Origin of the sequence: Lysinibacillus sp. RC46 (genome assembly GCF_041262385.1) — a bacterium.
Taxonomy (GTDB): domain Bacteria; phylum Bacillota; class Bacilli; order Bacillales_A; family Planococcaceae; genus Lysinibacillus.
Map to the genome: position 1 here is coordinate 37770 of NZ_JBGCCF010000017.1, position 16097 is coordinate 53866.

The following is a 16097-nucleotide window of genomic DNA, read 5'->3' on the forward strand; positions in this document are numbered from 1 at the left end:
ATGTAGCACTTAAAAAAGTACATCCCTTGAAAAATAAAAGAATCTGCTACCTTCCTCTAGCAATCAAGAGAAAGTGTTGCAGATTCTTTTCTATGAATTAATTAAACCAGGACGCAATTGTATCCTTTAAATTAGCAAAGAAATTTTTCACACTTTCCCAGAATCCTTTATCTTCCATTAGTGATCCGAATTTATCTTTAATCGTACTGCTAATATCATCTAATTGTTTAGACCATTTACCAAAATCAATGTCTAGTTTACTAATTTTATTCATCAAATCAACTAGCAATTGACGGTCCTTGTCACTTAAATTAATTTCAAGCTTGTTTAATTGCTCTTGCACAATCTTTTCAACTTCTTCTTTAGTTGCTGGCTTCGAGTCTGCAATTTCTTTTTTGATTTCCGTTAGTAATTGCGCAACCTTAGCATCGTCCACGCCTGCCGATTGCGTAAGAGTAGTTGCTACTGATAGTTCATCATTTGCAACATCTGTACGATCAGTATCTAGCTTTTCACCTGTTGTTACTTCGTAAGCTTTATATATTCCCACAAGCGCTGAATGGCCTGTTACTGCCTTAGGCGCAGCCACCTGTACTGTTGCATCTTCAATACCTGCAGTTAGCATGGCATTTGCATACATTTCAGAAGTAACCTGTGTAATATTTGACGGTGTAACAATTTCAATAACTAAGCCTTCTCCTGCATTCTTGCGCGTAATTTTGGCAGAAGAATACATACGAGAGCTTGAATTACTATCTTTAATATATTTAGCTAAGTCTTGACCTGAAACTGTTATTTCTTCAACTTCAGGCTCTTCGTTCACTTTTAATGACTTTTTAACAGACTCTTTTTCAGTCTCAGATAAGTTTGCACCGTATACGACGATTGGTGCTCCTAGCTTTTCATCAATTGCTTTAGGTGGCGTATTATCAGCTGCAAAACTTGTTGCTGGTGCCATCACGCCAAATACTAACATAGTCGCCGTTAGTATTTTTATCCACGTTTTTTTCAAATTGTGTGACCCCTTTCATTAGAAAACTCATTTGGCCTGTATAATGTTTGCCAATCAATTATACCTCGGCATAATTGCCGCTTTCGCGCAGAAAACATTTGCCGCTGTCGCTTCGCTTTCGCGCAGAAAACATTTGCCGCTGTCGCTACAGATAAACAATGCGTCCGGATTCGGCTTTGCGCCTAGGCCTGCACGAGGGCCGACACGATGTCGGTCATTTCGGTAATGCCACAGGACGTGGCGTTTTTACCGATGCAGGTCAGTTAGCTGTTATCGCATGGATGCGATGTTTTTAGGCTAACATCCTTTATTGAGCTCCTTCCCGAATCCGTGACATCTGCCGGAGGCTATACCTTTTTTCAGCGGATGTTTGGTCTCACGCTAAAGAAGGTAAGCAATAATTAGTACGAAAAAAAGACGAGAAGGTTTCAAAGCAGCTCTCGTCATTTTCTTTAATTTCATTTAGTAACAAAAACACTTGTAGCTGACGCTTCGCTTTCGCTACAGAAAACACTTGTATCTGTCACTTCGCTTTCGCTACAAAAACACTCGCTGAAAGAAGTTAAATTTCCTCTGTCCAACCGTCCTGCTGTTTTACCTTACCAGCTTTCATAAGCGTACCTAACGCTCGTTTAAATGCACCTTTACTCATTTTAAACATTTCTTGAACTTCATCAGGTGAGGATTTATCGCCAAATGGCATTTTGCCCCCTACCTCTTGTAGATAATTTAAAATTCTTTGTGCATCATCTGAAAGACGCTCATGTTTACGTGGTAAAAGTGAACCATTCATTGAACCATCATCTTTTACATCAATAATACGAACATCTACATCTTGTCCAAGACGAGGTTCTGCATTACGCTCTGACTCATGAACAAAAATACGGTACGGGATCTCCACACCTAATAAAAATGAGCCAACTGGTAATAAACGATATGGACGCGCCTTAATGTTTTTATTGTGCAGTTCTTCAAATGCACCTTCATATAATTCCGAAATTTTTTCTTCAGTTGCTAAACGTCCAAATAAATCACCATTGCGATCTGTGCGTAATGTCATAAATAAATGGTCGCCTGGTGCTGGCCAAAGTTCTATTATTGCAGGTAAATCTTCAGCTTTTACTAGCACCTCACGTGAAGTACCGATATCTACAAAAGCCCCTTCACGCTCGACTACTTTTAGAACACGAGCCCAGCCATATTCCCCTTGTACGAAAGCTGGAATAGCTGTTGTAGCCGCTAAATCGCCACGACGATCCGCAAATAAAAATACTTCAAGGCGGTCACCTATTGCAAGTGGCTCTGTTACCTCTGAAGCATTTAAGGGCAGTTCGTCAACTCCATTTGTTAAGATCCATTTCGATGCTTGTTGTTCTAATACAGTTAACGTAACAACTTCACCTGATTTTAATTCGTTCATATTGTCTTCCTTTCCCTCTTAACATCATTTTCACAAAAACTTTAGAAATTATGATGTGTTCTAGATGCCTCTAGTTTTTTAACGATGTCCGGATTTTCTTCCATTACTTGCACAAGATCCGCAATTCGATCGATTGAGTTCCAACTTAAATGATGTTCAATTCCTTCTACATCATCGTAAATTCGCTCTTCATCTACACCAATGATTCGCAAAAATTGCTCTAGAAGCTCATGGCGCAGTACAAGACGTTTTCCAAGCTTTTCTCCTTTAGGCGTCAATGTAAGGCCACGGTATTTTTCATAAACTAAATAACCATCTTTATCTAATTTTTGAACCATTTTCGTAACAGAAGAAGGAAGAACAGATAATGCTTCAGCAATGTCAGACACACGAGCATACCCTTTATTTGTGATTAATAAGTATATTTGTTCGATATGGTCCTCCATACTAGGTGTTGGCATATCCTTTTCCCTCTCTTTCCTTTTCTTACTCTCTAGTTTACTACAAGCTTGCCTTAAAAGTTAACTGAAAATACATATGCAAAAAAAACAATACATGTGCACCCTAAAAAGAACCAACTTCATATGTTGGCTCCCGTATAGTTGGAAAATTTGTGTCAATGAAATTGAGGTATCTTTAAATAAAGTATTGTCTTTGGCAAAGCGAGGGGTTGATTTCCGTTCCGACTGGGCGCTTTCCTGGGGGCGTCCGATGAGCCGCTTCACTCGCGTTGCTCGCTCCAGGGTCTCGGGCCAACACGATGTTGGTCACGAAGGCGTTATCACAGGATGTGATGCTCTTAGCCTTCGTTCCTCTATCGCTAATCCCCAAGGAGTCGCCCAGTCTCTACTACAATCAACCACTTCACTTAGAATGTATCTTCTAGCATGACATTCTAATTTATAACGATAAAACGAAACTTCAGCAACAAATGTTTTAAGTGCGAAAGTGTAGCGGCAGCAAAAGGGTTTTATCTGCGTGAAAGCGAAGCGGCAGCGGCAACATCAGATGTACAAACTCGTCAATGTTATAAGTCTATTCAGTTCAATTATAATGAGTAGCCAAAGCGTTCACTTTTGAAATGCATAAAATTTATAATAGCTCCACACTATTGTTGATTGGAGTGGAAGGATACTCGACTCCCGTGGGAAAGCGAGACAGGCGAGACCCTGCAAGGAGCGCAGCGGAGGAAGCGGCTCGACGCTCGCCCACAGGAAGCTCTGCTCTGCGCGAAAGCGAAGCGTCAGCGGCAAAGCGAGTAGCCTGGAACGGAAATCACCCTCATTTAATGCATCACATCATTCACTAAGATTTCCTTGACCATTTTGTTTTTCAAAAACATGAAAAGCCAACTTCATATAGAAGTTGGCTCTGCCTTATGTCGAGGATGCTTATTTACCACATGTAATGCATGAATAATCTCTTTATTGATTCGTTCAATATTTTCAGGAGTATTCATCATTCTAAATGCTTCATCTCGGGTTTCCATAGATGTAACATACTTGCTAGGCAATGCATTTAGTGTAAGTGCCACTGCGTCAAGTTCACAGATTTCACATTTACAAAATGTTTGATATTCCGGTCCTCGTAGTAGAAAACTTACTAAACCACGCACAATTTCCTCTGTAACATTTACTAAAATAGGATCTGACATATTCAAACCTTCGCCTCATTTATATTTAATTGTTACATTATTCCTGAAACCATAATAACGTTAACGAAGCTTTTTTTCAAGAATCGCTAGTAGCATCTATATCAAAACATATTACTAACTCCTTAGAATGATTTAATTTCCTACAAACTTCCTCCAGATTATATCTTATTCACCATTTCTTAGTTTTGATTAATCGCAATGAGTTAAACACAACTAGTAACGTAGCACCCATATCTGCAAAGATCGCAATCCATAATGTTAGCCATCCAGGGATAACGAGTAACAAGGCAACTAATTTTAGGGCTAAGGCAAATATAATGTTCTCTTTAATGATGCGTAATGTTTTCCTACTTAAGCCAATCGTATAAGGAAGCTTTGTTAAATCATCACCCATTAATGCGATATCCGCAGTTTCTAGTGCTGCATCAGTGCCAGCACCTCCCATTGCAATACCAACATCGGCTGAGGCAAGTGCAGGTGCATCATTAACACCATCTCCTACCATCGCTACTGCACCATACTGTGCACGTAAATCTTTAATGGCCATTAATTTTTCTGCTGGTAATAAACTTGCTCTCACATCTGTCATATTTAAAGAAGTTGCAATTGCCTGTGCTGTTGGCTCTGCATCACCTGTTAGCATAACTTTATGCTTCACTTTTAAACCATTTAATTTATTCAAGACATCTTTACTTTCTTGACGTAATTGATCAGCAATACCAATCATGCCTATAAACTGATCATTACTAACAGCTGCTACAACTGTTTTACCCTGTTGTTGAAGTTTTTCAACCTGTTCTTTTATCATTTCATCAACAGTCGTTAATGTAGCAATCCATTTTAAGCTTCCTACATAGATTATTTGACCGTCTACCGTTGCGTAGGCACCCTTTCCTGTTACGGATTGAAAGTCTGTTGGTATAAGCTCTGTTAAATTTTTCTCATGCAATGCCTGTAAAATTGCTTTAGCTAATGGATGCTGTGATTGCTTTTCAACGGCCGCTACTAGCTGTAAAACATAATCCTCAGACATCTGTTGCGATGTAAAAATATCCGTTACAGCAGGTTGACCTTTTGTAAGTGTTCCTGTCTTATCAAATGCTATTGCTTCAATATGACCAAGCTGCTCTAAATGAATTCCGCCTTTAATAAGAACACCTTGTCTAGCAGCATTCCCGATTGCCGTAACAATAGCAACTGGTGTAGAAACGACTAATGCACATGGACAACCTACAACAAGGACAGCTAATCCTTGGTAAATCCAATGTTGCCAATCACCTATAAATAAAGGAGGGATAACCGCTACAAGTAAAGCTACAATCATAATTGCAGGCGTGTAGTATTTCGCAAAGCGATCAACGAATTGCTGCGAAGGTGCTTTTTCTGCCTGGGCTTCTTCAACAAGATGAATGATTTTTGCAATTGTTGTGTCCTCTACTCGCTTTGTCACACGAACCTCTAGGGCACCTTCTTCATTTAATGTTCCTGCAAATACTTCGTCATCGACTGTTTTACTGACCGGAATAGATTCACCTGTAATCGCTGCCTGGTTCACTGCTGACAATCCACTAACTACAATTCCGTCCATTGCAATCTTCTGACCAGGTTTAACGATTAAAATGTCACCAATCTCAATCTCCTCCGTTGGCAGCTCCATCTCATGGAAATGTTCGCCATGCGCTCGCTTTATCGTTGCTGTTGGTGGAGCTATATCCATTAGCTGACGAATTGATTGACGCGCCTTATCCATTGAATACGCTTCAAGTGCTTCACTTACAGCAAATAAAAAGACAACAACGGCCGCTTCTTCCCATTCTCCTATAATGGCTGCACCGATTACTGCAATGGTCATCAGCGTCTTCATATCAAATTCAAAGCGCGCTAGATTGCGGAAACCCGTTTTGAAAATTCCAATTCCCCCGACTAGAATCGCGATAATAAACATCCCAATAGTTAGTGGCTCAGTTTCACTACGCATTGCTCCAAACACATATCCAAGCACTATGAATAACAAGGAGATTCCAGCTAATATATTTTCTGTTTTTCGATAAAAAGGTGTTGATTTTTCAATTGTTCTTACTGTTGATTGGGATACTTTTATGCCGTCGAAGGCACCTGCTTCTTCAAGCTGATCAGCGTCAATATTACCAATAACCATTATTTTAGAAGCACCAAAATTCACTTGTGCATCCTGGACCTCAGGAATAGCCTTCACGTTTTTTTCGAATTTTGCTGCACAGCTGGCGCAGGATAAGTTTTGTAGCCTGTATTCTTGTTTAGTTGGTGTCGCTGCCATTTGCAATCCCCTCTTTCACATGTTCGTAGGCAATCGTTACAATTTGATACACATGCTCATCAGCTAAAGAGTAGTACATTTGCTTTCCTTTACGATAGGATTTCGCTAAATTATTATCTTTCAAATATCGTAAATGATGCGATGCTGTTGCTACTGAAGAGCCGATAATGGAAGCAACATCGCAAACACACAATTCATCTTTGACCGTTAAGGCATACGCAATTTTAAGTCTTGTTTCATCAGATAATGCCTTTAAAAATTTTGCTACTCCTGATAGATCTGGCATTTGCTGTTGTACCTTAATGACAGCTTCTTCATGAACATGTGTTATCTCACATACTTCTTTTGGCATTTTTCTTCACCTCATTCAAATGTTTGTTTGATTGTTTTCAATATAACATAATATCCCATCATATTCAAACGATTATTTGAATGTAAATGATTTATATCACAAATTTAAAAATGTTTTTATTTAAATTACTACTCATGCATATAAAAGCAAAAAAGCTATCACTTTAATGTGATAACTTTGGCATGTTGTTGTGATAATGAAATTATGGTGACATATTAAACAAAGTGGAGTTTAATAAGGCATGCTAAGAGGTTGATTGAAGTGGAGACTGAGCGACTCCTTGGGGATCAGCGGATAGAGGAACGAAGGCTAAAAGCATCACATCCTGTGATAACGCCTTCGTGACCAACATCGTGTTGGCCCAAGCGGCTCATCGGACGCCCCCAGGAAGCTCTGCTCTGCGCGAAAGCGAAGCGTCAGCGGCAAATGTTTTATCTGTGCGAAAGCGAAGCGGCAGCAACAAAGCGCTCAGTCGGAACGGAAATCAACCCCTCGCTTTGCTGAGAAACCATGTTGTCTTAATATAAAACCCTATAGATTCTTATAGCTTCTCTTCCTACCGTGCTTTTAATCGCAACGTTTTACCTTTAATATCTTCTTTTCTCACAAACGTTTGATGATAATCTCCATTAGCCCAATCCATTACTTGATCTTGATACCAAGCTGATTTTACATGTCCACTCTGTCCGGGACCAACGATATGATAGGCTGAACTTAAATCACCAACATCAACAACAAAGCGCCATGATGCCCCATGATTAACATTTCCAGCTAAGTCATTATCAGCAGCCTGAACAGTAACCTTTGAACCACCAATAGGAACCTTTTTAGCATTAAAATATGCTGCAAGAATCGGCGAAGCTTTACCTAATGTATGGTCAAAGGTAAGCTGATGGAAGTTACCCCATTTCCATTTCGATACGTTTTTTCCGAATTGATTTTCTATTTGTGCGACAGTGAGCTCTAACGCCTTGTAAACTGTTGCATCTACTCCACCCTGTTCATCAATCCATATGCTCTTCTTACCGGCATAAGCTGTGCGTAAAAGTTGGTCTGTAATATTAAACTTCCCATACATTAATTCATACATATCTTCTGGCATCTGATCCTTAAATAACACTTCCTGTAATTTTTCCATTAATGTATGGAACACTAATGGCGCCCCTGAATCCTTTGCATCTACCATGTCCCAATTCTCTAATAACTTAATAACATCTTTATATTTTCCATCCTGATCTTGTGCTTTTATTGATGTTAATAAATATGGTAAAAACTCACGAGCATATAGGTTATGCTGATCCATTTGTAAATTCATCATGTCTTCCACTGTTAAAGAGTCATTCGCCGCTAAAATTTCCTTAATCCGTTCAAAACGATAAGGCTGTGCCCAGAAATCTGTTATATGATAAGGATATTCTTCCCCAATAACTTCATTATTCGCTGTTGCAATAAAGCCTTCATCTGGGTTTACTACAGTCGGAAGCTCATCCCACGGGATAAAGCCATCCCACCCATAGTCACTAGAATCACCCGGTACCGGCAATTGTCCGTCCCCTTGTTTTCGAATCGGAATTTGACCATTCGCTTTATACGCAATTGTGCCATCCTTTGATGCAAAAACGAAATTTTGAGCTGGTGCCTTAAAATCCTCTAATGCTTTTTCAAATTCACTCCAGGATTTTGACTTATTAAAGCCTAACACTGCACGTAGTTCTGTCGTCGGTTGCAGTGCCGTCCACTGCATCGAAAATTGTGCTGTAGGCTCAGTATCTTTAAAAGCTAAATCTGTCATGATTGGGCCGTGACGTGTGACGACGACATTAAAATCTACCGTTTCTCCGTCCTTTACCTTTATCGGTTCATTGCGCACCTCTGCTTGCTCCCACTTGCCATCATAGCGGAACTGTGTTGGATTATTCGGATTTGGTATTTCAATATATAAATCCTGTACATCAGGTCCAACATTTGTTACACCCCATGCAATGTTATCGTTGTGACCTAAAATAATGCCCGGGACACCTGCAAAGATTACGCCACTCACATTTTGCTCAGGAGATTGCAGATGCATTTGATACCAAATAGATGGTGTACTCAATCCTAAATGTGGATCATCTGCTAAAATTGGCGTGCCGTTTTTTGTTTTTTTCCCCGATACAACCCAGTTATTACTGCCGTTAAATTCATTTGGCAACAGCTCTGTCTTAAAATGCCCTGCCACGGCTACGGGATTTTCTTTATTTGCCTTGATAATAGATGAAGCGTTTTTAGGATACTTTATAAATAATTCTTTAGCTTTTTCTTCACCAAAGTTTTGTAAAGCCCAATGACGGAACGCAAGCGTATTCCAATTCCCCCCTAAGTCATAGGCCATATATTTACCAATAGTAAGAGAGTCTACAACGGACCATTCCTCCGGTTCGTAGCCTAGTAAAGCAAATTCATAGCTTAATGTATTATTTTTCTTAGCCTGTGTAATAAAAGCATTGACGCCATCTGCAAACCATTCAAGTACCTGTCTACTTTCTGCATCATAGGTAGATAATGATTTTTCAGCTGCATCACGCAAGCTAAACGTTCGGAAATGTTTGTCAGTATCAATAGTTGCCTCACCGATTATTTCCGACAAACGACCACTAGCTTGTCTTCGCGCTAAATCCATTTGAAACAGCCGATCTTGCGCTTGAACATATCCTTGTGCACGATACAAATCTGCATTTGTCTTTGCAAAAATATGAGGTATACCCTTGTCATCCCTTGTGACAGTTACATCTTCATCTAGCACGCTCAATGAAAGCTCTCCATCAATTACTGGTTTTGATTTATTCATAAACCATGTAATTCCAATAAATGCGACAATAGCTACTACAGCTAAAAATCCCGCTATAGCCAGTAGCCACTTTTTCCATGTAAACTTTCTCACATCCCGACCCCCTTTTTGCAATATATTCTTTTACCCGCTTTCAAATCCTTTTAAAAAAATTAATATTTATTGCGTTGCCGTATAAAAAAAATCGTATTTCTTTTTAGAAAATACGATTTTTCATAGAAACTAGTTATTAAGCTGTAATTCAATTGGACAATGATCACTGCCCATAATTTGTGAATGAATGCTTGCCACATTAATGTTGTTCTTTAGTCTTTCAGAAACAATAAAGTAGTCAATACGCCATCCGATATTACGTTCGCGTACTTTATTCATATAAGACCACCATGTATAGTGATCTGTTGTATCTGGATACATGTAGCGGAATGAATCTACAAAACCACTTGCCAATAGCTCCGTCATTTTTTCACGTTCTTCATATGTAAAACCTGAATTACCAACATTAGACTTCGCATTTTTTAAATCAATGTCCATATGTGCGACGTTTAAATCACCGCAGTAGACTATAGGTTTCTTAGAATCTAACTCTTTTAAATATAACGCTAATCGATCCTCCCATTTTAAACGAAGAGGTAGTCTAGCTAAATCACGCTGTGAATTCGGAGTATAAACATTCACTAAGTAAAAATCTTCATACTCTAGTGTAATAATTCTCCCCTCTTCCTGCGATTCATCGTCACCAACACCATAACGTACTGCAAGTGGGGTATGTTTTGTAAAGATGGCTGTACCTGAATAACCTTTCTTCTCTGCATAATTCCAATATTGCTCATATCCCTCAAGTGAAATCTCCACTTGTTCAGCCTGACACTTTGTTTCTTGAATACAGAAAAAATCTGCATCTACATGATTGAAGAAATCTAAAAACCCTTTACCTAAGCAGGCTCTAATCCCATTAACATTCCATGATATAAACTTCATTTTCTGTTTCACTCCTCAAAAAAACGCCCTCCACCATTAGCGAAGGGCGTAGTATCCTATAATTCGTCACCAACGATTTTTACTTCTGTTTCTAAGTCGATGCCAAACTTTTCTTTAACTACTCGTTGTACCATTTGGATTGTTGCAATATAGTCAGTAGCCGTTGCATTACCTTTATTAACAATAAAGCCTGCATGCTTCGTTGATACCTCTGCATCACCTACGCCTTTTCCTTGTAAGCCACTATCTTGAATAAGCTTGCCAGCAAAGTAACCTGGTGGGCGCTTAAAAACACTTCCTGCAGATGGGTATTCTAACGGCTGCTTAGATTCTCGCTGAAACGTTAAATCAGCAATTTTCGCATCAATTTCTTCCTGTACACCTTTTGCTAATTGAAATTCGGATGATAATACATAATACCCCTTCTTGGCAATGATACTATGTCGATAACTAAGTTCAAGTTCATCTTTCGATAATATTAAAATTTCGCCTTCTTTTGTTAATACTTTCGAAGAAATAATAATATCCTTAATTTCACCGCCATATGCACCTGCATTCATTGCCATAGCTCCACCAACTGAGCCAGGGATACCACATGCAAATTCAAAACCTGTTAAAGATGCAGCCGCAGCCAGTTTCGATACATCCTTAATAAGTGCACCGCTTTGCGCGTAAACATGGTCACCATTAATGCGAATCTCATCTAAAAATGAAAATGTAACAACGATCCCTCGATGACCGCCATCACGAACGACCATATTAGATCCATTACCTAACATTAATAAAGGTATATTATTCTTATGGGCATAGCGAATAACCGTTGCTGCCTCTTCCTCTGTTTCAACGAGAACGAAAACATCCGCTTTACCACCTAATTTTGTCATAGTATATTGCTGCAATGATTCATCTAACTTAATATTGGCCGGATTAACGCTCTTTGCTAAATCCGCCACCCATTGTTCTTTTGTCATGAGAGCTAATTCCTTTCTAACGTCCTTCTTACTCTACACTAGTATGGATTTAGAACCCTAATTTGACAAGTAAAATGAAGGTTATTTTTTTCTCGCCTTAACGGGTAGCGAGAGTCCCTGCTGAGATGATGAATATGATAAAGAAATTTCATGGTCATTCGTATTACATATGTCCAATGTTTATCTATCCATCAGAAAATTCGAGATAGACTTCACACTTATCTTCTACTGAAAGAAGTTAAAGCCAACTCGATGCCCATGATTCAATATTACGGATTGCTCCTTCTAATGCCCAACCTTTATCCGTCAAAGAATACTCAACACGTACTGGTACCTCTGAATATACTTTTCGTTCAACAAGCCCTTCTTTTTCTAGCTCTTTTAAACGTTCGGATAATAAACGACCGCTTACAGGTAATGAAGATTCTATCTCATTGAAGCGCTGTGGTCCGTCTAATAATTGATATAAAATTAGCCCTGTCCAGCGTTTTCCAATTAAATCCATTGCTTTAGCTAAACGAGGACATAAATTTGACTCACTCATTTTTTTCACCTCTTATGTACTCTATTGTAACGATTATTTTTAAAAAAGTAAATTTAAAGTAACTTATTTACTAACAATAATCTGTTTACTATTTTTCATTTAATTACTAAATGTAACTTATAAATGTTTTATCATTTTGGAATTTGATTTAGATTCAATTTTAAAGTAGGTAACTACTACCTTATCTAACTCTGTCCTTATAGTATTTATATAAAAATAACGATGCCATAGAAATTACCCATGACCGTTCAATTAGAGGTGAGTAATGGTCGTTTAATATCTGCATTGAAAATGGCAACTTACTTCTATATAGATGCGCATGATTTTATTATTATGACTCCTTCCATTGTTGTATCCCTTTTTAAAAGAAAAGATAACGTACGGTTATGACGTTATGTTGACAAAACTGTCTTACGGATTAGGGTTTTTATACTCTTTTTAAACATTCACAAAATGAACTTTTATCAATGTAATATTCTCTCATTTTTTCTAAAAACTCGTTGAATATCTGAATTGTTTATTTTATTATTCATGTAAGATATCAGTTTGGTATGCTTTTCCAACAAAAAAGTATGCGATTGATTTTAGTCGTTCAACTATTGGCATTTCTGTACAACATATGATGATATCAAAAATATATGGTGTATTTGATTCGTACGATGCAGAAATAGTTTTTTCAGAAATGGCGGGTGCAAACTTTTTATTCATAATCGCTGTTGCTAGTGTCTCGACGAAAAACTTCGGTCTTTATGTGCTTGTATCTCCCTTATTTTTTCGACGCTGACATTTATCCAAAAATTTCATTTACGTCTACATATATTGAAAAACTAGAAGATAAGGAGTTTGCTATACATGGCGATTTAACTAATCAATTATGCCTCGTCATAATTGTTGCTGTCGCTTCGCTTTCGCACAGAAACATTTGTTGCTGTCGCTTCGCTTTCGCTACAGATAAACAATGCGTCCGGAATCGGCTTTGTGCTTGATTCCTTTCTGATTTCCGTGACATCCGCCTTTATAACGACTTCAAGCACAATATTTCATAGATTGGAGGCCTTTTATGGTTGGGTTTGATGAATTCTCTTTTATACCCAGTTTTATTTCAATAATGTTTTTTATCGTGTTCGGTATTATAGCTTTTACTATTATTAAAGGTATCTTACAATGGTCGAAAAACAACAATGAACCATTATTAACAGTACCCGCTAAAGTCGTAACAAAACGTTCGAATACTAGTGGAGGTTCTGGTAACTCTAGTGCCTATACATCGTACTATGTAACGTTCGAAGTACAAAGTGGCGATCGTCTAGAATTAAAAATGAATGGTCGTGATTATGGACAGCTTGCAGAAGATGACCTTGGCTTATTAACATTTCAAGGAACACGTTATCATACATTTGAGCGACACAAAAAGGAGAGCAGCGTTTAACAACGCACTCTCCTTTTAACATTTCATTATTACTTAATTAAATATTTAGCAAAGCCACCTTCTGTATCTCCTAAATATTCGATATTACTACCTGCAGGAATGACTTTTTGCGCATCCTTAGCAGAGTTGTAAATGATTTTCGTATTTGCTGGGAACGGTACAAATGACCAGTTGTTATCCGCAGCAGGATTAATTGTTTTATTTTCCATAACGTAATCAATGACAGCTTGGCGATTTTCATAAGCATAGTTTGTTATATTAGAGCCATCTGTATTTTTAAATGTGGTACCATAAGAACCACCCACGCGGTAATTGTTCGTAATGATGATAAATTCTTGATTTAAATCGATTGGTTTACCGTTGTATTGTACGTTTTTAATACGATTTGCTTTTTCATCTACCAGAATACCTCGACTATCATATTTCGCCGGAGATGTTACATCGATTTGATATGTTAAACCATCTAATACGTCAAAATTGTAAGAACGTGCCTCTGGGTCAATAATATTTTGTTCTTCAGTTTTATTTGGATCAATTGTTGCAAAAATACCAGCAGCCATTTCTAACCATTCAACTGCTTGTGCACCTGTTACTTTAATCGTTGCAACCGTATTATCGTAATAATAAATGTCTGCCATATTTTTAATCGCAAGCGGACCTACAGGAATGTTCGTGTAATCTGAAGGGTTGTTACGAGACCCTGCTTTGAAAGGTGCACCAGCAGAAAGAATTGGTGTGTTTTCATCAGCGGTACCTTTTAATTCTTTCTCAATAAACCATTTTTGAGCTTGTGTCACAATTTGAATAGAAGGGTCATCTTGAACCATTGAGAAGTAGCTATGGATTGGTGCAGTTGTCTCACCAACAGGCTGACGTATATACTTCAACGTACCTTCATGCGCTTCTTTAATTACATTTAAAACTGTTTTAGATGGTTGTAAGCCTTCTTGTTTGATAGAACGGATAGAACCCTGTCCATCCACTACAACCCATTTAGAGCCTTGTTGTTCTAGTTTTAAATCAATGACTCCAAGATAGCTACCATAGCTTCCTGCCATAACAGTAGGCACACCGTTAATTGTCCCTTTTTCTTGATCAACATTTTTAAGATTTTTATAGTCACCTGGGAATGTTAAATGAGAGTGACCAGTAATTAAAGCGTCGACCCCCTCAATCTCAGAGATTTGATATCCAACGTTTTCGTTACCTTTTACGTAAGAATCCTCACCAATACCTGAGTGTGAAAGTACTACAATTACGTCTGCACCTGCTTTTTGCATTTCTGGTACAACCTCTTTCACCGCTTCAACTGGTTCTTGCATTTCTACTTTGCCTGCTAAATGAACAGCATCCCATTCAACAATTTTCGTAGGTACGATACCTGTAACGCCAACTTTAAGTGTGTGCTTTTTACCTTTATTGTCTACAACCTCTTTATCAAGAATTACATAAGGTGTATACATACGCTCTTTCGTTTTAGCGTCGTATGTGTTTGCATTTACAACTGGATATTTTGCATCATTTAATACTTCATCTAAAAACTCTAAACCATAGTTGAACTCATGGTTCCCTAAAGTTCCACCATCATATTTCAGTGCATTTAGTGCTGCAATAGCTGGATGAACTTCACCTGGTTTTAAAACGCTCTCCAATGCTTTATAAGATCCTAGTGGCGTTCCTTGAATTAAATCGCCATTATCAAATAATAATGTGTTTGGATTCTCAGTACGGGCTTGTTCAATTAATGTTGCTGTGTTTGCTAAACCTATATCAGCTGATTCAGTATCTAAAAAATAATTATAATTTGCAAGGTTTGTATGAATATCTGTTGTTCCTAAAATTTGAAGATCTACATTAGTTGTAGATGTAGGTAATTTGTATTCGGCTACAAAGCGTTCAATAATACTTTGCATTTGTTCAGTTGTGACATAGTCATCAGGACGAATTGTGTTATCTTCAAACCCTTGTAATATGTTTGCAGCAACGGCATTTGCTATATCTTGCTTATGTGTTGTTGCAACTTTATCTACATCTTTAAACTGATCTAATACAGAAAGTGGAGCGTTTTCATTGACTAATCCACGAGCAGAAATAACAAATGCTTGTTGACGTGTCAATTTATCATTTGGATCAAACAATGTCGCAGTTTTACCTTTAATAAGCTTCAATTCTACTGCTTTTTCTACATACGGGGCTAAATCCTTAGAGACATCAGTGAAGGCAATTTTAGAACCATCACCTAGCTCTACATTTAAGCTTTCTACTAATTCTTTCACATAATCCCCACGTGTTACATCGTTTGATGCAGCATTTGCGGATAGTCCAAATGGTAAGACCGCGAATAGAACAAGTAACATCGCCAAGAATTTAGTCATTAATTTCTTATTCATGAAACACTCTCCTTAAAAATCTAATATTTTCCTACAATTTCTATTATATTATACTAATTGCTTTATTTACTGAACGAATAGTCCTAATTGTATGTATTTTTAACCAAATAACAAAACACTTTACTCGAAAACGATAGATTACTATCATTTCACCAATATGATGTTATTAAATGTAAATCAAGAATAAGCGCATAATATCAATATTTTAGTCCTCCTCAGCATTA

Annotated in this window: 13 protein-coding genes; 2 read left to right on the top strand and 11 right to left on the bottom strand. The window is 37.9% G+C overall.

What is annotated here, in order from left to right; all coding sequences use genetic code 11:
• Positions 1–97: 97 nt before the first annotated feature.
• From ABH966_RS15890 to ABH966_RS15935, 10 genes are all read right to left on the bottom strand, one after another.
• Positions 98–1012 carry a DUF1002 domain-containing protein gene (locus tag ABH966_RS15890; protein ID WP_370079981.1) on the bottom strand — a complete coding sequence of 305 codons (915 nt, stop codon included), beginning with the start codon at positions 1010–1012 and terminating at the stop codon, positions 98–100.
• A gap of 562 nt (positions 1013–1574) precedes the next feature.
• Positions 1575–2432, bottom strand: a complete 858-nt coding sequence (locus ABH966_RS15895) for a CvfB family protein (RefSeq protein ID WP_370079983.1) — start codon at positions 2430–2432, stop codon at positions 1575–1577.
• A 41-nt stretch (positions 2433–2473) separates the two neighbouring features.
• Complete coding sequence (mntR, locus tag ABH966_RS15900) at positions 2474–2893, bottom strand: transcriptional regulator MntR (RefSeq protein WP_132361580.1); 420 nt, start codon at positions 2891–2893, stop codon at positions 2474–2476.
• Positions 2894–3786: 893 nt separating this feature from the next.
• On the bottom strand, positions 3787–4086 hold the full coding sequence (locus tag ABH966_RS15905) for a late competence development ComFB family protein (protein WP_370080102.1): 300 nt from the start codon (positions 4084–4086) through the stop codon (positions 3787–3789).
• A gap of 169 nt (positions 4087–4255) precedes the next feature.
• The gene (locus ABH966_RS15910) at positions 4256–6382 is read right to left on the bottom strand and encodes a heavy metal translocating P-type ATPase (RefSeq protein ID WP_370079985.1); all 2127 of its coding nucleotides are present in this window, start codon (positions 6380–6382) and stop codon (positions 4256–4258) included.
• Positions 6363–6734, bottom strand: a complete 372-nt coding sequence (locus ABH966_RS15915; protein WP_370079987.1) for an ArsR/SmtB family transcription factor — start codon at positions 6732–6734, stop codon at positions 6363–6365. The genes ABH966_RS15910 and ABH966_RS15915 overlap by 20 nt, the downstream gene beginning before the upstream one ends.
• 556 nt (positions 6735–7290) lie before the next feature.
• Positions 7291–9654, bottom strand: coding sequence for a penicillin acylase family protein (locus ABH966_RS15920; protein WP_370079989.1), 2364 nt, complete (start codon positions 9652–9654; stop codon positions 7291–7293).
• 129 nt (positions 9655–9783) lie between these two features.
• On the bottom strand, positions 9784–10539 hold the full coding sequence (locus tag ABH966_RS15925; protein ID WP_370079991.1) for an exodeoxyribonuclease III: 756 nt from the start codon (positions 10537–10539) through the stop codon (positions 9784–9786).
• Positions 10540–10595: 56 nt separating this feature from the next.
• The gene (murB, locus tag ABH966_RS15930; RefSeq protein WP_370079993.1) at positions 10596–11510 is read right to left on the bottom strand and encodes a UDP-N-acetylmuramate dehydrogenase; all 915 of its coding nucleotides are present in this window, start codon (positions 11508–11510) and stop codon (positions 10596–10598) included.
• A 238-nt stretch (positions 11511–11748) separates the two neighbouring features.
• The gene (locus tag ABH966_RS15935) at positions 11749–12054 is read right to left on the bottom strand and encodes a winged helix-turn-helix transcriptional regulator (RefSeq protein ID WP_370079995.1); all 306 of its coding nucleotides are present in this window, start codon (positions 12052–12054) and stop codon (positions 11749–11751) included.
• Positions 12055–12676: 622 nt separating this feature from the next.
• Here ABH966_RS15935 and ABH966_RS15940 point away from each other — a divergent pair.
• Both ABH966_RS15940 and ABH966_RS15945 read left to right on the top strand, forming a co-directional pair.
• Positions 12677–12838 (top strand): hypothetical protein, encoded by a 162-nt coding sequence (locus tag ABH966_RS15940; RefSeq protein WP_370079997.1) that lies wholly within the window; start codon positions 12677–12679, stop codon positions 12836–12838.
• A gap of 276 nt (positions 12839–13114) precedes the next feature.
• On the top strand, positions 13115–13483 hold the full coding sequence (locus tag ABH966_RS15945; protein WP_370079999.1) for a DUF2500 domain-containing protein: 369 nt from the start codon (positions 13115–13117) through the stop codon (positions 13481–13483).
• Positions 13484–13512: 29 nt separating this feature from the next.
• Here ABH966_RS15945 and ABH966_RS15950 read toward each other — a convergent pair whose 3' ends face one another.
• The gene (locus ABH966_RS15950) at positions 13513–15873 is read right to left on the bottom strand and encodes a bifunctional 2',3'-cyclic-nucleotide 2'-phosphodiesterase/3'-nucleotidase (RefSeq protein WP_370080001.1); all 2361 of its coding nucleotides are present in this window, start codon (positions 15871–15873) and stop codon (positions 13513–13515) included.
• Positions 15874–16097 lie beyond the last annotated feature (224 nt).